This window comes from Paramesorhizobium deserti (assembly GCF_001558695.1).
GTDB lineage: Bacteria > Pseudomonadota > Alphaproteobacteria > Rhizobiales > Rhizobiaceae > Paramesorhizobium > Paramesorhizobium deserti.
Genome location: NZ_LNTU01000012.1, coordinates 427097 through 446018, shown reverse-complemented (window position 1 = coordinate 446018; position 18922 = coordinate 427097). Strand labels below are relative to the sequence as shown.

At 61.3% G+C, this 18922-nt stretch carries 21 protein-coding genes; 10 read left to right on the top strand and 11 right to left on the bottom strand.

All coding sequences use genetic code 11. The annotated features are described in order from the left end of the window. Nucleotides 1-223: 223 nt before the first annotated feature. Genes pqqB through pqqE form a run of 4 tightly spaced genes read left to right on the top strand, consistent with a single transcriptional unit; the run spans nucleotide 224 to nucleotide 3379 of the window. Nucleotides 224-1162 (top strand): pyrroloquinoline quinone biosynthesis protein PqqB, encoded by a 939-nt coding sequence (gene pqqB, locus ATN84_RS11250; protein ID WP_068881716.1) that lies wholly within the window; start codon nucleotides 224-226, stop codon nucleotides 1160-1162. Continuing rightward, entirely contained in the window at nucleotides 1159-1914 is a 756-nt protein-coding gene (gene pqqC / locus ATN84_RS11245; protein ID WP_082766234.1) for a pyrroloquinoline-quinone synthase PqqC, read from the top strand. The genes pqqB and pqqC overlap by 4 nt, the downstream gene beginning before the upstream one ends. After that, nucleotides 1914-2267, top strand: a complete 354-nt coding sequence (gene pqqD / locus ATN84_RS11240) for a pyrroloquinoline quinone biosynthesis peptide chaperone PqqD (RefSeq protein WP_068881715.1) — start codon at nucleotides 1914-1916, stop codon at nucleotides 2265-2267. Before pqqC ends, pqqD begins: the two co-directional genes overlap by 1 nt. Continuing rightward, entirely contained in the window at nucleotides 2264-3379 is a 1116-nt protein-coding gene (pqqE, locus tag ATN84_RS11235; protein WP_068881714.1) for a pyrroloquinoline quinone biosynthesis protein PqqE, read from the top strand. Before pqqD ends, pqqE begins: the two co-directional genes overlap by 4 nt. Nucleotides 3380-3485: 106 nt before the next feature. Here the strand turns inward: pqqE and ATN84_RS11230 are convergent, their stop codons facing one another. The 6 genes from ATN84_RS11230 to ATN84_RS11205 form a co-directional block, all read right to left on the bottom strand. Beyond that, on the bottom strand, nucleotides 3486-4121 hold the full coding sequence (locus ATN84_RS11230; protein ID WP_068881713.1) for a hypothetical protein: 636 nt from the start codon (nucleotides 4119-4121) through the stop codon (nucleotides 3486-3488). Continuing rightward, a complete protein-coding gene (locus tag ATN84_RS11225) occupies nucleotides 4118-4987 on the bottom strand; it encodes an ABC transporter permease (protein ID WP_153020188.1) in 870 nt (289 codons plus the stop codon). The genes ATN84_RS11230 and ATN84_RS11225 overlap by 4 nt, the downstream gene beginning before the upstream one ends. After that, nucleotides 4984-5787 carry an ABC transporter ATP-binding protein gene (locus ATN84_RS11220; RefSeq protein ID WP_244491061.1) on the bottom strand — a complete coding sequence of 268 codons (804 nt, stop codon included), beginning with the start codon at nucleotides 5785-5787 and terminating at the stop codon, nucleotides 4984-4986. Before ATN84_RS11220 ends, ATN84_RS11225 begins: the two co-directional genes overlap by 4 nt. Before the next feature lie 225 nt (nucleotides 5788-6012). Then, nucleotides 6013-6498, bottom strand: a complete 486-nt coding sequence (locus ATN84_RS11215; RefSeq protein ID WP_068881712.1) for a cupredoxin domain-containing protein — start codon at nucleotides 6496-6498, stop codon at nucleotides 6013-6015. Between the two features lie 30 nt (nucleotides 6499-6528). After that, a complete protein-coding gene (locus ATN84_RS11210) occupies nucleotides 6529-7491 on the bottom strand; it encodes a YVTN family beta-propeller repeat protein (RefSeq protein ID WP_153020187.1) in 963 nt (320 codons plus the stop codon). 37 nt (nucleotides 7492-7528) lie between these two features. Further along, complete coding sequence (locus ATN84_RS11205) at nucleotides 7529-8746, bottom strand: ABC transporter substrate-binding protein (RefSeq protein ID WP_244491060.1); 1218 nt, start codon at nucleotides 8744-8746, stop codon at nucleotides 7529-7531. 156 nt (nucleotides 8747-8902) lie between these two features. Between ATN84_RS11205 and ATN84_RS11200 the strand changes: the two genes are divergently transcribed. Genes ATN84_RS11200 through ATN84_RS11180 form a run of 5 tightly spaced genes read left to right on the top strand, consistent with a single transcriptional unit; the run spans nucleotide 8903 to nucleotide 13250 of the window. Next, nucleotides 8903-10093 (top strand): (5-formylfuran-3-yl)methyl phosphate synthase, encoded by a 1191-nt coding sequence (locus tag ATN84_RS11200; RefSeq protein ID WP_068881710.1) that lies wholly within the window; start codon nucleotides 8903-8905, stop codon nucleotides 10091-10093. After that, a complete protein-coding gene (locus ATN84_RS11195; RefSeq protein ID WP_068881709.1) occupies nucleotides 10090-10731 on the top strand; it encodes an amino acid kinase family protein in 642 nt (213 codons plus the stop codon). Before ATN84_RS11200 ends, ATN84_RS11195 begins: the two co-directional genes overlap by 4 nt. Then, nucleotides 10728-11279, top strand: coding sequence for a flavoprotein (locus tag ATN84_RS11190; RefSeq protein ID WP_068881708.1), 552 nt, complete (start codon nucleotides 10728-10730; stop codon nucleotides 11277-11279). Before ATN84_RS11195 ends, ATN84_RS11190 begins: the two co-directional genes overlap by 4 nt. Further along, nucleotides 11272-12669 (top strand): DUF6513 domain-containing protein, encoded by a 1398-nt coding sequence (locus ATN84_RS11185; protein WP_068881707.1) that lies wholly within the window; start codon nucleotides 11272-11274, stop codon nucleotides 12667-12669. Before ATN84_RS11190 ends, ATN84_RS11185 begins: the two co-directional genes overlap by 8 nt. Then, nucleotides 12666-13250 carry a DUF447 domain-containing protein gene (locus ATN84_RS11180; RefSeq protein ID WP_068881706.1) on the top strand — a complete coding sequence of 195 codons (585 nt, stop codon included), beginning with the start codon at nucleotides 12666-12668 and terminating at the stop codon, nucleotides 13248-13250. The genes ATN84_RS11185 and ATN84_RS11180 overlap by 4 nt, the downstream gene beginning before the upstream one ends. A gap of 186 nt (nucleotides 13251-13436) precedes the next feature. Here the strand turns inward: ATN84_RS11180 and ATN84_RS11175 are convergent, their stop codons facing one another. Beyond that, entirely contained in the window at nucleotides 13437-14498 is a 1062-nt protein-coding gene (locus tag ATN84_RS11175) for a hydantoinase/oxoprolinase family protein (RefSeq protein ID WP_068881995.1), read from the bottom strand. Nucleotides 14499-14532: 34 nt separating this feature from the next. Between ATN84_RS11175 and ATN84_RS11170 the strand changes: the two genes are divergently transcribed. Next, the gene (locus ATN84_RS11170) at nucleotides 14533-15288 is read left to right on the top strand and encodes a HisA/HisF-related TIM barrel protein (RefSeq protein WP_082766233.1); all 756 of its coding nucleotides are present in this window, start codon (nucleotides 14533-14535) and stop codon (nucleotides 15286-15288) included. A gap of 27 nt (nucleotides 15289-15315) precedes the next feature. On the opposite strand, the gene ATN84_RS11165 is transcribed toward ATN84_RS11170, so the two are convergent. The 4 genes from ATN84_RS11165 to ATN84_RS11150 form a co-directional block, all read right to left on the bottom strand. Beyond that, nucleotides 15316-16206, bottom strand: coding sequence for an alpha/beta hydrolase (locus ATN84_RS11165; RefSeq protein WP_068881705.1), 891 nt, complete (start codon nucleotides 16204-16206; stop codon nucleotides 15316-15318). A gap of 270 nt (nucleotides 16207-16476) precedes the next feature. Beyond that, on the bottom strand, nucleotides 16477-16983 hold the full coding sequence (fae, locus tag ATN84_RS11160; protein ID WP_068881704.1) for a formaldehyde-activating enzyme: 507 nt from the start codon (nucleotides 16981-16983) through the stop codon (nucleotides 16477-16479). A 161-nt stretch (nucleotides 16984-17144) separates the two neighbouring features. Beyond that, the gene (locus ATN84_RS11155) at nucleotides 17145-18011 is read right to left on the bottom strand and encodes a triphosphoribosyl-dephospho-CoA synthase (RefSeq protein ID WP_068881703.1); all 867 of its coding nucleotides are present in this window, start codon (nucleotides 18009-18011) and stop codon (nucleotides 17145-17147) included. Continuing rightward, a complete protein-coding gene (locus ATN84_RS11150) occupies nucleotides 18008-18922 on the bottom strand; it encodes an ATP-grasp domain-containing protein (RefSeq protein ID WP_068881702.1) in 915 nt (304 codons plus the stop codon). Before ATN84_RS11150 ends, ATN84_RS11155 begins: the two co-directional genes overlap by 4 nt.

Below are 18922 nucleotides of genomic sequence, written 5' to 3'. Positions count from 1 at the left end.
AAAGGAGACGAGCATGAAGAAGACATGGACCAAGCCGACCATGTGCCAGGTCGCTGCAGGAATGGAAATGTCACGCTATCTTTCCGCAGAACTGAAGGCAAAGAAGTAAAATGGTCGATCCGCTCCGCGCGAATATTCGCGCGGAGCGGATATATCCTTTGATCGAACTGGTGCCGGGCGCAATGCTGCATTGCGCCGCGGGCAGGGTGGGGTTGTGCACGTAATGCATTTGAAGATCATCGGCTCTGCGGCGGGTGGCGGCTTTCCCCAGTGGAACTGCAATTACCGTCTGAGCCGGGCGGTGAGGGAAGACCAGCCGGGTTTCCAGCCGCGCACGCAATCCAGCCTCGCCGCCAGCGCCAATGGTACGGATTGGGTGCTGTTCAACGCATCCCCTGATATACGCCAGCAGATCGCCGCGACGCCGCAATTGCAGCCACGGCCGGATGGCCCGCTGCGCGCGACGCCGATCCGGGCGGTGGTGCTCACCAATGCCGATGTCGATCACATCGTCGGCCTCCTGAGCCTGCGCGAGCGGCAGTCCTTCGCGATCTATGCGACGGACCGGGTGCTGGAGGTTCTCGAAACCAATTCGATTTTCAACGTGCTGGACCGCTCCATCGTCGAGCGGCGCAGGCTTCCCTTGGGCGAGCGCACCGATATCCGGGATGCCGGCGGCAAACCGACGGGCATCACCATCGAGACCTTCGCCGTTCCGGGCAAGGTAGCGCTTTTCCTGGAAGACGAGGCGAAGGCGGCCGAGGGTTTCGGCACTGAGGAGGGCGATACCATCGGCCTGCGCATCGGGTCGGAAAGCACCGCTGAAACGGCGTTCTACATCCCTGGCTGCGCTCGCATCGATACCGCCCTGAAGGAGCGGATATCAGGCGTCGCCTGCCTGTTCTTCGACGGCACGGTCTATCACGACGACGAAATGATACGGGCAGGCGTCGGCGCCAAGACAGGCGCCCGCATGGGGCATCTGCATATCGCAGGTGAGGCGGGATCGATGAAGCTGCTCGGGGACCTTCCCATCGGGCGGCGCATCTATATCCATATCAACAACACCAATCCCATTCTCGACGATGCCTCAGCGGAACATGCCGCGGTCAGGGCTGCGGGATGGGAAGTCGGCTATGACGGAATGGAGATCCGGCTTTGAAAGATTTTGCCAGCGCCGCAAGGGATGGGCTGACACCAGCACAGTTGGAAGGCGTGCTGCGGGAGGTGGGGGCCGCGCGCTACCACAATCTCCATCCCCTCCATCATCAGATGGTGAGCGGCGCGCTGACCAGGACGCAGATGCAGGCCTGGGCGCTCAACCGCTATTGCTACCAGGCGGTCATTCCGCGCAAGGACGCGATGATCCTGGCGCGGGCGGAAGATCCGGCCTTTCGCGCGGAATGGCGCAAGCGCATCGAAGACCATGACGGCGATGACGGTTGGAGCGGCGGCATCGCCCGCTGGCTGAAGCTGGCGACAGGGCTCGGCCTTGACGCCGATGCGGTCAAAAGCGAGCGCCTGGCGCTCCCCGCCACCCGTTTCGCCGTCGGCGCCTATCTCTCTTTCTGCACCAACCGCAGCCTGCTCGAGGCGGTCGCCTCGTCGCTGACGGAGCTGTTCTCGCCCGTCATTATCGGCGAGCGCGTGCCGGCCATGCTGGCAAAATATGATTATGTGACGGAGGACATTCTCGCCTATTTCAAGCCGCGTCCGGTCCAGGCCTCGCGCGACGCCGATTTCGCGCTCGCCTATGTGCTGGAACATGCGACCACGCCCGAAAAACAGCAGGCGGTGATCGATGCGCTAGTTTTCAAATGTGATATCCTCTGGGCCATGCTCGATGCGCTCGATTATGCCTATGGCGGCAAGGGCCATGTGCCGCCCGGCGCTTTTAATCCAGAGGAGAGGTGATGGAAGGCGTCCGCACCCGTGCTATAGTGTCGTCGCGGTCCAGACCGAAGCTGAGGCGACATGCGCGGCTGCAATATGATCCGGTGCGGGATGCATGGGCGCTTCTCTCGCCCGAGCGGATATTCTGGCCCAATGAGGTCAGCCTCGACATCCTGCGGCTTTGCGACGGAACCCACGATGTTGCGGAAATGATCGCAACGCTCGCCGAAGAATACGGCGCGGATGAAGCTGACATAGCCGACGACGTGACGGCATTCCTGCAGGAATGGTCGGACAGATTTCTGGTGACGCTGGAGCAGGTCCAGGAAAAGGACGAAGCAGTTCTCCGTCCGGATTTGCGTGGAGACCAATGACAGAAACCATTCTACCACCCATCGCCATGCTGGCGGAGCTGACGCATCGTTGCCCGCTGCAGTGCGCCTATTGCTCCAACCCGGTCGAGCTTCTGAAAGCCAACCGGGAGATGGGAACGCAAGGCTGGCTCGCGCTTTTCGAAGAGGCGGCGGATCTGGGCGTGTTGCAGGTCCATCTCTCGGGCGGCGAGCCGACGCTGCGCAGTGATCTCGCGGAACTCATTGCCTGTCTGGCCAGACGTGGTGTCTACACCAATCTGATCACCGCCGGTGTCGGCATCGCGGAGGGGCGGATCGAGGCATTCGCCGCGGCAGGGCTCGACCATGTGCAACTGAGCTTCCAGGGCGCAAAGCCCGAGACGACGGAGAAGATCGGCAATCACCGTGGTGCGCATGAGAAAAAGATCGAGACGGCAAGGCGCGTGCGGGAAGCTGGCCTGCCGCTGACGATCAACGCGCCGATCCATCGCCACAACATGCATGAGGTGCCGGATTTCATCGAGATGGCGCTGTCGCTAGGTGCCGAACGGCTGGAAATCGCCAATGTGCAATATGCCGGCTGGGCGCTTCTTAACCGCGACGCGCTGATGCCCGACCGGGAATCGGTCGAGCGCCAGGTGCAGATCGTCGAGGAGGCGCAGGAGCGGCTTACCGGCATCATGACGATCGATTTCGTCGCGCCGGACTATTTCGCCCTTTATCCCAAGCCCTGCATGGGCGGCTGGGCGCGCGATGCCTTCATGGTGGCGCCTGATGGAAGGGTCTTGCCCTGCCATGCCGCGCACACCATCAAATCCCTGCATTTCGAGCAGTTCGGTGACTGGAGCCTTGCCGACATTTGGCGCGATTCCCCGGCTTTCAACGCTTTCCGGGGAACGGGATGGATGGCGGAACCGTGCCGCAGTTGCGAGCGGCAGGAGATCGATTGGGGCGGCTGCCGTTGCCAGGCGATGGCCATCGCCGGCGATGCGGCGGCGACGGACCCTGCTTGCATCAAATCGCCCCTACATGCCCGCATGGGCGCGCTGATCGAAGAAGCGGCGAAGACAGCGGGGAGCGCTGATAGTTTTCAGTATCGGCGGATCGGGAAGGTTGTGGAGCCTGCGTCTTAGATGACGGTTCGGAGCCGTTGGTTTACACCTCCCTCTGGCCGGCAGCCAGAGGGAGGTGAAGAAGCACCACAGCCGAACGCTTCCATTCACCAGAAGCGCACCATCCTCACTCCTTGATCATCGCCTGGCTGATAAGCTGTGCTAGCTTGTAGAGCCGTTGTTCGATGATCGTCGGCACCTCGCAGATATAGGTCAGCGACTGCGTCCGCTCTTCGAAAATGCGGGTTTCCCAGGTCACCCGGTCGTTGAGCCTGGCCAGTTCCGCTTGGTCGGCATCGGGTTTTGCCCGCAGCGTATCGAGTTTCTGCGCTTCCTTGCGAAGATCAGCCGCCATATCGCGCTGCTTGGCCGCATAGCGTGAAATCCCCGACATGACCTGCCCGCGCTCGGCATTGAGCCTGTCGAACAGGCCCTGGAAAACCTGCATCAGTCTGTCGTTGACCGCTTCCCGGGAAATGTTGGCGACATAACCCGCCAGCATCTTCTGCGCCTCCTCGATCGTGTTGCGCCGTGCGGCCATCTCGGTGACGAGCCCGGTTATTTGTGGATCCTTGTCCCAGTCCGCAGCGCTTTCGGGCAAATCGGGCCCGGTCCAAACCTGTGCGATCGAAAGCTGCGGGACCTTGCGCTGGATGCAGGGCCAATCGGGATCGGTATTGGCAGCGGCGAAGACCGGAGCCGGCGATGCGACGGCGAGCAGCAGGGCAGTGAACCCGCGAAATAGAAGCGTTGAGCGTCTCAACTGTTTCCTCCCGTATCCTGTTTGCGGATGATGAGACCTCTTGACGGGTCATAGGCAAGAATGGCGCCGCCGAGAAAGACCAGCGTAAAGGCTGCGACGACGGCGAGCGATGTCCATTCGATCTGGCCGTAAAAGGCAAAACGGATCAGTTCGACCGCATAGGTGAAGGGATTGAGCAGGCAGATCTTGTGCAGAAGCGGGCTCGCCTCCTGGACCCGCCAGAGCGGGTAGAGGGCGGAGGAGGCGAAATACATCGGGAAGATCACGAAATTCATGATCCCGGCGAAATTCTCCAGCTGCTTGATCATCGATGAAAGGAACATGCCGAGCGCGCCGAGCATCAGCCCGGCAAGGAACAATGCCGGCAAAATGAGGAGATAGCCGATGAGTGGCGCCTTGACCTCCCAGAACCAGGCAATGGCGAGAAACACATAGACCTGGATGATCGAGACGGCGACGCCGGCGAGCAGTTTCGATACCAGCAGGAACCAGCGCGGGAAGGGGCTGACGAGCAGCGTGCGCATATTGCCCATCTCCCGGTCATAGACCATGGAGAGGGATGACTGCATGCCGCTGAAAAGAAGGATCATGCCGCAGAGACCGGGCGTGATGTACACCTCGTAAAGCACATAGGTCTGGTAGGGCGGGATGATCGAAACGCCCAGCACCTGCCGAAAGCCGGCGGCGAAGATGAAGAGCCAGAGCAGGGGGCGCACCAGCGAGGAAATAAAGCGCTCCCGCTGGTTGAGATAGCGCAGGCCCTCGCGCACTAGAATACCCTTCAGGCAGATCAGATATTGAGCGAGGCCGAAGCGGCTGCGTCCCGCTATGGCTTCATTGGGGGCAGGGTGGACCATATCCGTCATGGCTGTTCCTCCGGCGGCGGAGGCGGCGGCGAGCCGATGAGATGGGCGAATGCATCGCTGATCGTCCTGGCGCCGGTCGCCGCGACCACATCCTCGACGCCGCCATCGGCCATCAGCTTGCCTTTGTCGAGAATGATCACCTGATCGGCATCGCTTACCTCGTCGATCAGATGCGTCGCCCAGAGAACGCTGATGCCTTCTTCTTCAACGAGCTTGCGGATATCGGCGAGGATGGTGGCGCGGGATTTGACGTCGAGACCGACGGTCGCCTCGTCGAGCAGCAGGAGCGAGGGGCGGTGCAGGAGCGCGCGGATGATCTCGACGCGCCGCATCTGCCCGCCCGAGAGGTTGCGCGCCTTGTCGTTCAGGCGATCGCTCATGTCGATGGATTCCAGGAGAGCTCCAATACGCCGGCGCGTCTCGCGGGGGCCGATGCCATGCAGGGCGGCGTGGTAGGAGAGATTCTGGCGCACGGTGAGGTCGAGGTCGAGCGTACGCGCCTGGAAGACGATGCCGAGGCGGCGCAGGGCATCGCCTGGCTTGCGGCCGATATCGTAACCGAAAATGCGTATCTGGCCGCCGCGCGTTGCAAACAGATGGCTGACGAGCGAGAACAGCGTCGTCTTTCCCGCGCCGTTCAATCCGAGCAGCACGGCGAAGCGCCCGGGCTGAATAGTGAAGGAAACCCCGTCAAGCGCCTTTCGCGCGCCGTAGGTATGGCTGACGGAGATCAGCTCCAGCGCCGGAACCGGCGGCGTTTCCTGCCGCATCTTGATGCTCCGTCCAACATTGAGGTTCATCAGGCTGCCTCCGGGCGATAGCAGTATTGTCGCTCATGAATGCCCCTCATCTGCCTGCCGGCATCTTCTCCCCGCAGGCGGGGGAGAAGAATGAGGCGGGAACGTAGGTGCCTCCTTCTCCCCGCTTGCGGGGAGAGGGTAGGGGTGAGGGGCATTCGTACGAGCGCGCCTGCAGCGATCAGGATAGAGCGGTTTCGGCTTCATGGGTATTGGAAACCGATCGGCCTATTTGATGATGATCTTGCCCGACATACCCTTGTCCGCCAGATCAGGCACGGACCACGTATATTCACCGGGCCTGACGGTGGTGAACCGCACGTTGATCGTGCCTTCGGAATCGAATTCCAGCCATGCCGGCGCGCCGTTCATGTGCACTTCCAGATCGTTGATGACGATCTGGTTCATCCAGACATTGCGGAAGAGATCGGTGACGAATTTATATTCGAGCCCCGCGGCGGAGGTGATTTTCCAGCGGTAGCCCTGGCCGGCGATCAGTTCGAAATCCTTCTGATTGACCGCGAAATTGTCGTCCTTCGACCCGAGGATCAGTTCGGGAACGTTTTGGCTGGAGCGGGTGACCTTCGGTTGCTCCTGCGTTTGCGCCTGTGGTGCATCGTCATCGTCGTCATCATCCGCTTGCGCGAAGGTGGCCGGCGTGGCGACGGCGAGCCCGATGAGTGCGGCAAAGGCGATAAGGCTGAATTTCAGCATGGTTTCCTCCCGTTTGTTGCTTGAGAAAGATCAGTTCGGCGCCACTACGACACCCCAGGGCAGCGCCCCGACCGTCACCGATTTGACCGGTTCGTCCGTCTCCGTGTCGATGAAAGTGATGTCGTTCGACAGACCGTTGGTGCTGATGATGGATTTGCCATCCGGCGTGAAGGCGAGCTGCCACACCCGTTGGCCGACGAGGATATATTTCTCGACCTCATAGGTCTCGGCGTTAACCACCGCCACGCGGTTGGCGGGGCCGAGCGCGACATAGGCCTTTTTGCTGTCGGCGGATATGCGCACGCCGACGGGCTGGATCGCCTCCGACCGCAGCCCCTGGATTTCGAAGGTGATCTTGTGCTTCACCTCGCGCGTCTCGTTGTCGATGACCGAGACGGTGCCGCCGATCTCCGCCGAAATCCAGACTTCCGATCCGTCTGGCTTGAATTCGGCGAAGCGAGGCCGCGAATCCACCAGCACATTGTTGGTGATCTCATGCGTCGATGTATCGATGAAATGCGCCATGTTTGTCGTCTCGGAGGTGTTGACCATGGTCTTGCCATCGGGGCTGATGCCCATGCCCTCCGGCTCGACGCCGACGGGGATTTCCGCAATGACATTCTTCCCCTCCACGTTGATGACGGTGACGAGATTGTCGTCCTCATTGGCGACGTAGAGCGTCTTGCCGTCGGGTGAGAGCACGAAGAGCTCGGGATCGGGGCCGGACGGCAGCGTGCCGACGATCTCGTGTGTGGCCGTATCGATGATTTCGACCGTGTCGTCGTCGCTGGCGCAGACGTAAAGGAATTTTCCGTCATGCGAGATGGTGATACCGCGCGGCCGCTGGCCGACATCGATGGTCTTGACCACCTCCATCGTCCCGGAATCGACGATCGTGACCGTGTTGTCCTTTTCGTTCGAGACATAGACCATATTGGCCCAAGCGGATTGCGCGGCAAATTGCAGTGCCACCGTTACCGCGAGCATACTCATGTGGCTTCGCATTCATGTCCTCCCATTTATTCGATACTTACATCCTGCATTTTCTCTCCGGCCTGTCGATCCCCAGCGTGTCGAGTTCGCTGTGCTGATGCAGAAAGCCCTCCTGCGGCGAGGTGGAGATGACGCCGCGACCGTCGCCAAGCAGAATCGGCTGGCGCAACTGCCAGTTCCAGTCGCGGAAGGTGACTTTCTGGCCCTTGAAGGCGGCAAGCGAGAAATCGTCCGCCTTGATGAAGGCCTCGATCTTGGCGGGATCGTCGCCATTGGTGCGCGTTGCCGCTTCGCCGAGGATGCGCACGGCCGTCCAGGCCTGCATGTCCTTGGAGAGCATCCGGCGCTTGGTCGCCTTGAAGAAGCGGTTCTGGATCTGCGATCCGCCCCATTGCTCGCTTGCCGGATGCCAGCTCGATGCGATGAGGCCGGCAGTGCCTGCGACCGGGCGCGGCGTCCAGGTGCGATAGGGCACATAGCTGCCGAACACCTCGCTTTCATCGGCCACGATGACGACGTCGTGTTCCGGCAGGTTCTGCGTGAAGACCGGCATCTGCTTCTGCACCTGGATGACGCCGCTATCGGTGCGCCGCGCGGTGCCGCGATCCTCGTAAAGACGTTCCTCGACGATATCAGCGCCAAAACGTGTCGCCGCGCGGCGGATCGCATCGGCATAGAGCTGGTCGCGCTCATGCGAGCCGTAGAGCAGCACCCATTTGCGCCATTGCTTCCAGACCAGATATTGGGCGAGTCCGTCAGCCAGCATGCTGCGAGTGGGCGCGGTATGGAAGATATTGGGTCGGCAGTTTTCCTCGCGCAGGCTGTCATCGGTGGCGCCGACATTGAAGATGAGGACGCCGTTGTCCCGCGCGAGATCGGCGATCGACATCAGTTGCGCGGCCGATATGTCGGTCAGGATGAAGCGGTCTCCACGCTCCACCATCTCCTTGAAGGCGGGCACGACATCGGCATCGAATTTCGTCTCTTTGACGTCGAGCGTGAAGCTCTGGCCTAGGAATCGCCCCGTCGTGTTGTTGTCGTTGATGGCGACATCCGCGCCCGCCACGCCTTCGTCGCGCGGCGGAATATCGAGGACCGACAGAGCCAGTTGCGGCTCATAGGCGCGCAAATAGCCGATCCTGATATCGACGGTCGGCTTTCCAGCCTTTTCCGTCGAAGATTGCTGGGCCTGAACTTCGGGTGCGTTGACGCAGAAGAAAAAAAGGCCGAATAAAAACACAAGAGTGTTTGGCACCACGCTCTTCATGATCATACCATATAGACTTGCCGTCACCGATGCGGTGGCGGTTGCATTCAGATCAAAGGTGCCCACTATGGTTTTAAACAACCTGGCTACAATCTCAAGTCAAAAGCTCATCTTTTCCCGGAATGAGCGCCGGGAGGCGCTGTCATGACGAAGATGCTGGCAAGCGTTCGCGACCGCCGGGAAGCGGAAATCGTCCTGAAAGGTGGGGCCGACATCATCGATCTGAAGGATCCCGAAAACGGGGCGCTTGGCGCGGTGGCGCCTGAAACGATCAGGGAAGTGGTTGATTTCGTTGCGGGTGTGAGGCCCGTGAGCGCCGCCTGCGGCGACCTGCCCATGGAGCCGGAAACCATTGAGCGTCAGGTCGAGGCGATCGCCGCGACAGGCGTTGACTATATCAAGATCGGCTTTTTCCCGTCGGATCGTCTGGCTCAGTGCATCGAGGCGCTGGCCGGACTTGCCGAACACAAGAAATTGATCGCCGTTCTCTTTGCCGACCATGCCTATCCCGACGATCTGCCTGCGGCCTTCGCCGCGGCCAGCTTCCATGGCGTCATGATCGATACGGCTGACAAGTCGCGTGGGCGGCTCCTCGATCATCTCGCCCCCGGCCGGATAGGCGATTTCGTCAAGGCCGCGCACGACCAATCGCTGATATCGGGCGTGGCTGGCTCGCTGGAGGCGCCGGATATACCGAGACTGCTGGTTTTTTCGCCCGATTTTCTAGGGTTTCGCGGCGCATTATGCGAAAACCAGAAGCGAAATGCGGAAATCGACGAGGCGGCGACGGTCAGGATCAGGGCGCTCATCCCGGAGGAGGAGATGCCAGATACCGGTGCCTCACGCATCGATTACAAGCTGCTGGCGGCGAGGGGATATTTCCCCAATCCGGAAGATTCCAAGCTCGGTACCGACAAGATCTTCGTGCGCGACTTCGTCCTGCCGGTCCAGATCGGCGCCTATAGTTTCGAGCATGGCAAGGCGCAGAAGGTGCGTTTCGACGTGACCGCCGATGTCCTGCGCGTGACGCCAAACCCCGAGGATATGCGCCACGTTGTTTCTTACGACCTGATCATGGACGGAATCAGGACCATCGTCGCGCGCGGCCATATCGAGTTGGCCGAAACGCTGGCGGAGCAGGTGGCCGCCTTCGTGCTGGAGCATCCCCGCGTCACCCGTGTGGTGGTGCGTGCCGAAAAGCTGGAACTGGGGCCGGGCGGCGTCGGCGTCGAGATCGAGCGCAAGCGGGAGACGCAGAGCGCATCGAAGCCGCGCAGTTCTACAAACCCCGGAACGATAGATGCCCATGGAGGCAGAAAAGGTATCCGGTCATGAAGGCTGCGGTCGTGAAGCTGGGAGGAAGCACGGCTGGGCATGAAGAACTGCAGCGGTGGGTGGATGTTCTTGCAATGGCACGGTTCCCGCTGGTCATCGTGCCGGGCGGTGGGCCTTTTGCCGATAAGGTGCGCGCCTTGCAGGACCCTCTGGCCTATACGGACGATGCAGCCCACGACATGGCGATCCTCGCCATGGACCAGTTCGGTCTTGTGATCGCCGAGCGCCATCAGCGGCTGCGCCCGTGCCGTTCCTGGCCGGCGATCCGGCACACGCTGAAGGTGGGCGGCATCCCCGTCTGGCTGCCGTCCCAGATGACATGGGATGCACCCGACATTCCCCGTTCATGGGACGTCACCTCGGATTCGCTTGCCGCCTGGTTCTGCGGGAAATGGGGTGCGGAGCGGCTGCTTCTCATCAAGCAGACCAATGGTTTTCTACAGCATATCAACCTTGCCGGCCTTGTCAGATCGGGCATTGTCGACCCGCTGCTGCCTGAAATGCTGCGGTCTGAGATTGTTCTCCACATCGCGGGGCCGCAGACGCTTGGCAATATCGCCGGGAATTTGCCTCTGGCGGATATTCCGGGGGTAATCATGCACAACGAAATGGCCGATGAGGGGATATTCGGGCAATGACAAAATTGCAGACGCCGCGCTGGGCGTGGGTTCTGACCGGCTCGGGCCATTTCTTCGTCGAAAGTTTCGAACTGATCCGCACGCTTGAGCATTGCGACATCTTCGTTTCGAAGGCGGCCAATGAAGTGCTGCGCATGTACAAGCTGAAGCTCGATTTTCCCGATACCATGCGCGTTCTGCACGACAAGACGGCGAGCGCCGTGCCGGTCGGCGGCTTCTATCACGGCATCTATCACACGGTGGTCATTGCCCCCGCCACGTCGAACACGGTGGCGAAATGCGTCGTCGGCATCTCCGATACGCTCGCCACCAATGTCTATGCCCAGGCGGGCAAATGCCTGGTGCCCTCCATCGTCTTTGCTTGCGATACGGCGCCGGAGCTTGAAACCATGGCGCCCAGCGGGCTGGTCAAAGTCTATCCCAGGCCGATCGATCTCCAGAATACGGCACGCCTCAAGGAATTCGAGCGGACCCACGTCGTGGAATCTCTGGCGGAGTTGCAGGAAGCGGTGGAGCGGCGGAAGAAGGAGCTTTCGGGCGATGGCTGAGCGGCTCCTCTTCCTGACGGGACATCTCGCCCATGCGCGGCTGCAGCGGGTGCTCGCCGATCTGGGGCAGACATCCTTTTCCCATGAGATTGTCGATATCGGCGTGAAGGTCGCGGCACTGATGACGGAGGAGATCATCGTCCGCCGCCTGAAACAGCCCGTGGCGGCCGACCGGGTCGTGCTGCCAGGCCGCTTCAGGGGCAATCTCGAACGCTTGAGCGGCTTTTTCGGCGTGCCGTTCGAGCGCGGCCCGGACGAACTGGCCGATCTGCCCGTCTATCTAGGGCGGCAGGGAAAGCCCGTAGATCTCTCCCAGCACGAGCTGCGCATCTTCGCGGAGATCGTCGATGCTTCGATGATGAGCGTCGACGCGATCGTCGAACAGGCTTCACAACTCGCTGCCGCCGGCGCTGATGTGATCGATCTCGGCTGCCTGCCGGAAACGCCGTTCCCGCATCTGGCCGATGCCGTCAAGGCGCTGAAGGCGCACGGCCTGGCGGTGAGTGTCGATTCCGCCAATGTCGAGGAGCTCGAAATCGGGGCCAGGACAGGGGCGGATTTTCTCCTGAGCCTCACCGAGGAAACGATCGGCCTTGCCTATGATCACGGCGCCATACCGATCCTGATCCCGGCAAATCCGGGCGACCTCGATTCGCTTGGATGCGCCATCGATGCGGCGCAGGCCGCGGGGATATCGTTTATCGCGGATCCGGTTCTTGACCCGATCCATTTCGGCTTCGCCGCTTCGCTCGGCCGCTTCCTCGAAGCCCGCCGCCGCTGGCCGGAGGTCGAGATGATGATGGGAACTGGCAATCTGACCGAGCTGACGGATGCCGATACGTCGGGGATAACGGCGGTGCTTTCCGGCATCTGCTCCGAGCTCATGATCCGTAACGTGCTGGTGGTCCATGTCAGCCCACATACGGTGCGCACCGTCGAGGAGCATGACATCGCCCGCCGCATCATGTTTGCCGCCAAGCGGGATCACGCATTGCCGCGCGGCTACGATGCCGGGCTCCTGCAGGTGCACGACCGCAAGCCCTATCCCAACAGCAAGGAGGATATCGATGCCCTGGCGCAGGCGGTGCGTGACGCCAATTACCGCATCATGACCGCGCCTGACGGTATCCATATCTTCAATAAGAACGGCCACCGGGTGGCGCAGGATGCGTTCGAGCTTTTTCCCGGCCTCGATGTCGAGAATGACGGCGCGCATGCCTTCTATCTCGGCGCCGAGCTGACCAAGGCCGAACTCGCCTGGAAACTCGGCAAACGGTATATTCAGGACGAGCCGCTCTCCTGGGGCGTGGCGGCGCCCCGGCCGGAGGAGGACAGGACACGGCTTGCGAAAGCCGGGCATACGCTGCGTGCGAAGAAGGATATGTCGTGAGCTATATCAGGGAAACCATCGTGACAACAGTCGATGCCGATGGCCTCGTGCATATCGCGCCGCTCGGCATTATTGAGGAGGGGGAGGGCTGGGTCATCGCGCCGTTCCGCCCTTCGAAGACGCTGGATAATCTCACCGCCGTTCCCTATGCCGTCGCCAATTATACGGACGACATGCTCGTCTTCGCTGGCTGCCTGACCGGGCGAAAGGACTGGCCGGTGGTGCCGGTCGAGGAGTCTCCCGTCCCCCGCCTCAAATCGGCATTGAGCCATTCCCTCCTCAAGGTGATATCCGTCGCGGATGACGGGTTGCGCCCGCGTTTCTCCTGCGAAGTGGTGTCGGAGGGAATGCACGCGCCTTTCACCGGCATGAACCGCGCCAAGGCGGCCGTGCTGGAACTGGCGATCCTAGTGAGCCGGCTCAACATGCTGCCTCAGGAGAAGATCGACGCGGAACTCGCCTATCTCAACATTGCGATGGAAAAGACAGCCGGCCCGGACGAGTGCCTCGCCTGGTCCTGGCTGATGCAGCGCGTTGAGGACCACCGCGATGCCGCTGATATGAAAGGCAAATCTGTATAGAGCGTCTCCTGCTTGACAGAAACGCTTTCTATTTGCCCCTCACCCTTACCCTCTCCCCGTAAAAACGGGGAGAGGGGGCATCGGCGTTGCCGCTTCCTCCTTCTCCCCGCTTGCGGGGAGAAGGTGCCGGCAGGCGGATGAGGGGCATCCAGCTACCCCGGCGCTTCCGATTGAATGTGAATCGCTCTAAACGAGATGCCGGGCGCCGAGCAGCGCTACGGCCGTTGCCGGCGCGGCCTTGCTGGCGTCATTGCGGGCATCCTCGCTAGCCGGGATCAGCGCGCCGAAATCCACATAGGGCCGTTCGAGGCGTTCGGCGAGGCGCCTGATCTGCGGACGGCCGATGCCGGCGCCGACGACAGGTGCTTTCGGGTCCGCTGAGAGCAGCGTCGCCACGCGGAATGCCCCGTCATGGATCATGCGCAGCTGGTGCTCGCTGAACCAGCGGGCGATGTCGATCCATTCCCGCTCATCAAGGTCGCCGCTGTCGCGACCGACCATGCGCGCGATCCGCTCGACCGAGCCCGCAAAAGTCTTGGGGCCATGATCTGCCGCCCTGTACTGGTCGTCGGCCTCGTCGAGCGTACCGAGAATGCGGCCGAGATCGGCTGTGTTGGCGAAATATTCGTTCATCAGCGGCGTCATGCGGCCTCGCACTGGAACGAGCGCCGCGATGCCGATCAGCGCGCTGCGCGCTGCGCCGGTATAGACAAGTTCGCCGGTCAGCAGGCGTTCGGCATCGGAATAACCCTGATGAATGACGGCTCCATCCTTCATGGCCAGAATATCAGTCGTGGTCGAACCCATGTCGACAAAGATGCCGTTGCCCACCAGCCTCGCGCTGAGCGATGCCGTTGCATGCCAGTTGGCCGAGGCTATATCGCCGCCAAGCTGGCGCGCGGCGGCGAGGTCCACCAGCCCCGAGCGGCCGGCATAGATCAGCGTTCCATCCGTGCCGAACGCCTCCTCGATAAGATCGAGAAGGGTGGCGACCCCGACATCGCGCGAGGGGAAGGCGTCGGAGAGCTCGCCCGTCATGGTGAAGACATTACTGCCACCTTCGGCGCGTAGGTCTGCGAGGCTTTTCAGCGCTTCCTTCAGCCGGTCGGTGCCGAGCCACATCGGCGTCATCATAGTGCGGGCCATGAGGACCTCACCGTCCAGGCACCGGGCAAGTTTGAGATGCGCGCCGCCGATGTCCCACCCCGTGACGAGGCTCTTTCCTTCAGTTCCGTTTCGGGCTTTCATGGCGGGCATCATCCTCAAACCTCGGTTTTTCTAAGTGCTTATCATTCCCGTTCTCGACATCAAAGGCGGACTTATCGTGCGTGCCCGCAAGGGCGAACGCGACAGCTACCGACCGATCGAAACGCCGCTCAGCCCAACGGCTGAAATCGGCGATATCGCAGCCGGATTGGAGAGGATTTTTCCGTTCCCCGCCTTCTATGTAGCCGATCTCGACCGGATCGAGGGACGGACGGAAGGCACCGGCGACTTCAATCATTTGACGCCCTTGCTCGCACGATCCTCCGTATGGCTCGATGCCGGGTTCTGCCGAAAGGGCGATCTCGAAGCAGCGCTCGCCCTGGAAGGCGTCGTGCCGGTGCTTGGCTCCGAATCCCAATCCGATACGGCGATGCTGCAGGCGTTTCACGAGCACCCGCAACTCGCCTTGTCGCTGGATTTTCGCGGCGATGATTTTCTGGGGCCATCCGCCATTCTCGCCGATGAGACGCTGTGGCCTTCACGCGTGATCGTCATGACGCTCGCAAGGGTCGGGGCAGGGGCGGGGCCCGATTTCGAACGGCTGGAGGCGATCAAAAAGCGTGCAGGGAACCGCGCGGTCATCGCCGCAGGCGGTGTCCGCCACGACCGCGATCTGGAGCGGCTCGAGGAGATGGGCATAGCCGGCGCGCTGGTGGCGACCGCACTGCATGACGGCACGCTCACGCCGGAGACGGTCGCGGATTTCATAGGGTCATTTGCGGGAGAGGCGGAATCCGACGCTAAGGCTTTGGCCAACGACATTCGTCCGTAAGGTTGACATGTTCTCGGCGAACAGAGCCTATCGTGGCGTCGCCCTACCGAGCACGGCGGTGATGGCCCAGGTTAAGCCGGGGGGAAAGACTTTGCGGTGGTTTTTGCCCGGCACGACCAGAGAGTTGATCGTCAGGCTTTGGTAGCCACGCTGCTGAAGCCGTGACTCGAACGCCCTCATATCGCCAACCATATCTTGGGTATTACCACCACGACCAGGGTCGTAGCGACTGACTTCGTCTCCACCGACAAAGAGCAGGACGTCCGCCTTCAAGTCTCTGTTGGCTTTGGCATAGTCGGCCTCGAACCGTAGAATGGCGTGGTTCGCAAACCAGATGGATGGGCTGCCAAGTATGTAGGTGTGGAAGAGGTCGGGTTCGGTTAGCAGGATGCGCGCGCCCAGAAGCCCCCCATAGGAATGCCCCAAATAGATGCGCCGATCGGGATTGGCGCGATAGCGGCTTTCGACAAAGGGAATCACGGTTCGACGAAGATAGCGCTGATAGGCCTCAGCTCCGCCATAGGCGGTGTCGCCGGGTTTGCGAGGAACGGGGGTGTAGTCGCGCTTGCGGCTCACGTCCAAGTTCTCGCCTTTCGCGTATGACAAGCCTACCAGGACGGGTTCCTCCGCGAGAGTTCCCTTTTCATAAAGCTCCCTGATCTGACAGGCGACAGGCCGTGTCCCGCGATCGCCATCAGCCAGATATATTATGGGATAACGTGTCGATGCATCGTGGTCGTAGCCGGACGGCAGGCTTATCTCGACGTTATAAGACCGCCCCGAAACCGGATCCGGCACGGAGAGGGACTGGATACCGCCGGGATCGCAGTCACTCCACTTGACGCGCTTGGCTTCGGCAGCCCCTGATGCGAACAGTGAAAAAGCAAAGGCGGCAATGGCGACATCAAATAGGTGCATGAAAAGCGATGAATTCCATAGGTTTCTGCGGCAGTCGCGGACTTAATCAAGTGAGCCGCTTTCGTTGGTTAGCTGCCTGCCGGCCAAGTGGAGGGTGAGATGGAGTGGGCCGACGAAGGAGAAAATCCCGGCTCGGCCTATGCTAATACCAAAAGGAGGGATTTCTCCCTCCTTTTCTCATTATCGTTGAAAGCCCAGGAGTTTGGCCAACCGGCGCATCAGGCCATCCGATTTCACAGAGGGCGTGCTCTGTGCGGGGTTGTCTCTTGTCTAGGCTCCGAACGGATGCTTGACCGTGTCGCGCTGGGCGGTTGCCTCGGCGGCGGTCGGCTTGCCCGTCACCGCACGCTCGATCGCTTCCTTCGTCGCGCGATAGTTGAAATCCTGGATCTTGGCGTCGTCCTCGGCTTCCCAGTGGATGAAGACGCCGACGCAGATGAAGAGATCGTCGGCCTCGTCCGCGGGGATGATGCCCTCGGCAACGCTGTCCTGCACCGCTTTCGCAACTCCGTGCTGGGCGGGGCCGAACATCTGGACCGCCTGCTTGGCGCCCTTGATGGTGACCTTGTTGAACATCACCGTGTTCGGCTTGCAGGGCAGATTGGGCGCGATAACCGCGAGGAGGGAAGTGAACCCATCCTTGTTGTTGGTCAAAGCATTGCAGAAAGCGGATTCCACGGCGCTGCCGCGTGGTCCGATGAGAAGATCGATATGGGCAACTTCATTGCCGTCACCGATCAGAGACTCGCCAACCATTACCTTAGTGATTTTCGCCACAGCCTAATTCCTCCCTAAACCGTTTCCAAAAATGCATTTGTCCAAAGATGCCGTCGTCGAGAGACTCGGGTCCTCGATGGACAGCTATCCTTGTTCACAGCACCCTTGAGGCGGGTCGGTTGGCCAGATAGCAGCGGAAGAAAATTCCCGCCGACCAAAATTCAACCACTTACCTCGCGATTATGCAAGACCAAGTTGATGATGTTCTTTGCAAAAAGCGTTGCTACCGTCAGGTCGGCGGAGGTTCCGGGGTTGATGCCATCAGCCTTCAGCCGCGTGTCGAAGGACAGCAGCCGTTTTTCCCGCTCCGTGCCGTCCTCCATGTCCAGAACACGTGCCCGTATCGCCTCCGCCTCGGCCCGCACATTTTCAGCAATCGCTGTGCCATGCTTGCGCACCACATGGCTGTCGGGAAAGCGAGAGAGGAAATCGAGATAGACGAAGACAATAGGCCACATGCCATCTTCACCGCGTGCAAGCGCCGCCGCATGGGCCGAAAGCCCCGTGTCGAAGATATCGGCGAAGCCGGTGACATATTGCCGGGCGATCATGTCGCGATGCGCCGCCTCCTGCATGGCTTCTTTGAGTCCGACCTGCGGCTCTTGCGAAACGTCGTGCTTTTCCGCGGAGCCAAGCCCACCGGGCTGCGCCAGCATGATGGCCGCGAAGACGTCACGCGCGTCGTCGTGGTCGAGCCCGTCGAGCACCCGTGACGTATCGAGGCGGAGATCGGGGCTAGGATATTCTGCCGCCCTGGCGAGCGGCGCTGAGAGAAGCAGGATGCCGAGATTGGTGTTGGTGCCGATATGCGCGCGCGTTGCCGCAACCGCGTCGCGGATCCGTCGTCCGACGCGCAAGGCGGGATCGGTCAGCGGGCCGGCGGAAATTGCCGCGCTGTCGAGGAACTGCGTCGCCGTCATGCGGTGGCCGTCGGCGAAGCGGTGCACATTGCCGGGCTTCAGCGCCTGGATTTCTCCAAGGCAGGCCGCGATATAAGCCTCTCTGATCTGGTCGCGTGTCAGTGTCACGCCGCCGGTCTTTCGCCCAAATGCGGGAAAACGCGGGCGGCAAGCGCTCCAGCAATGCAATCGGCGACGCGCACCGGCACGACCGATTGCAACCCGCTCCAGGCTGGCATGCTGTTGACCTCGAGAACAAGCAGCCCCCCGTCCGCCGCGGGGATGATGTCAATGCCGGCGAAATCGGTGCCGATCGCTTTCGATGCGGCGAGCGCAAGCGCCTCGAGCTTTACCTGTAGCGGGCCGGTGACCGCTTCTGCTTTCGCGCCCTTGGCGATGTTGGTGATCCATCCGTCGGCGCAGCGCGCCATTTGGCCCAGAACCTCGCCGTTCGAGGTGAAGACGCGATAGTCGCGGAAGGGCGGGCCGGCGCGTGCCACGAAACGCTGGAGATAATAGACGTCGTCCACTTCCTCCGTCACCGGCAGGTCCTCCGGCCCGTTGATCAGGCGGATGCCGCGCCCCTGCGATCCGAACAGCGGCTTGAGCACCAGCGACCCCTTGCCGATCTCGCGTTCGACGATCGCCCGCGCATTCTGCAAATTCTCCACCGCGAATGTTTCCGGCGTCGGCAGGCCGGCCTGCGCCAGCAGGAAAGTGGTGGTGGATTTATCAACGCAGCGCTCGATGGCCTTGGCAGAATTCCAGACCGGAATGCCGAGATGGGCGAAGGCGTGCAGGATGCCGAGCCGGCGCGTGATCGCCTCGAACGTGCCTGACGAGACGGAACGCACGACGACAGCTGCGGGCAGGGCGCCCTCGAGGCCGGGAACGGCGATGCCCGAGGGATACCGGCTATCGAAGCCGATATCGGCGAGATGCATCGACAATGTCTTGATGCCGAGCTTGTGGAAGGAAGAGGAGAGCTGCTTCACCTGGCCGTCCGGCCGGTCCGACAAAATCAGTATTACATCAGTCAT

What these genes read in the sequence shown, in the direction of transcription:
- pqqB (WP_068881716.1), top strand. Translation starts at nt 224, where the DNA reads ATGCATTTGAAGATCATCGGCTCTGCGGCGGGTGGCGGCTTTCCCCAG.
- pqqD (WP_068881715.1), top strand. Translation starts at nt 1,914, where the DNA reads ATGGAAGGCGTCCGCACCCGTGCTATAGTGTCGTCGCGGTCCAGACCG.
- pqqE (WP_068881714.1), top strand. Translation starts at nt 2,264, where the DNA reads ATGACAGAAACCATTCTACCACCCATCGCCATGCTGGCGGAGCTGACG.
- ATN84_RS11225 (WP_153020188.1), bottom strand. Translation starts at nt 4,987, where the DNA reads ATGACGGATATGGTCCACCCTGCCCCCAATGAAGCCATAGCGGGACGC.
- ATN84_RS11220 (WP_244491061.1), bottom strand. Translation starts at nt 5,787, where the DNA reads ATGAACCTCAATGTTGGACGGAGCATCAAGATGCGGCAGGAAACGCCG.
- ATN84_RS11215 (WP_068881712.1), bottom strand. Translation starts at nt 6,498, where the DNA reads ATGCTGAAATTCAGCCTTATCGCCTTTGCCGCACTCATCGGGCTCGCC.
- ATN84_RS11210 (WP_153020187.1), bottom strand. Translation starts at nt 7,491, where the DNA reads ATGAGTATGCTCGCGGTAACGGTGGCACTGCAATTTGCCGCGCAATCC.
- ATN84_RS11200 (WP_068881710.1), top strand. Translation starts at nt 8,903, where the DNA reads ATGACGAAGATGCTGGCAAGCGTTCGCGACCGCCGGGAAGCGGAAATC.
- ATN84_RS11195 (WP_068881709.1), top strand. Translation starts at nt 10,090, where the DNA reads ATGAAGGCTGCGGTCGTGAAGCTGGGAGGAAGCACGGCTGGGCATGAA.
- ATN84_RS11190 (WP_068881708.1), top strand. Translation starts at nt 10,728, where the DNA reads ATGACAAAATTGCAGACGCCGCGCTGGGCGTGGGTTCTGACCGGCTCG.
- ATN84_RS11185 (WP_068881707.1), top strand. Translation starts at nt 11,272, where the DNA reads ATGGCTGAGCGGCTCCTCTTCCTGACGGGACATCTCGCCCATGCGCGG.
- ATN84_RS11175 (WP_068881995.1), bottom strand. Translation starts at nt 14,498, where the DNA reads ATGAAAGCCCGAAACGGAACTGAAGGAAAGAGCCTCGTCACGGGGTGG.
- ATN84_RS11165 (WP_068881705.1), bottom strand. Translation starts at nt 16,206, where the DNA reads ATGCACCTATTTGATGTCGCCATTGCCGCCTTTGCTTTTTCACTGTTC.
- ATN84_RS11150 (WP_068881702.1), bottom strand. Translation starts at nt 18,922, where the DNA reads ATGACTGATGTAATACTGATTTTGTCGGACCGGCCGGACGGCCAGGTG.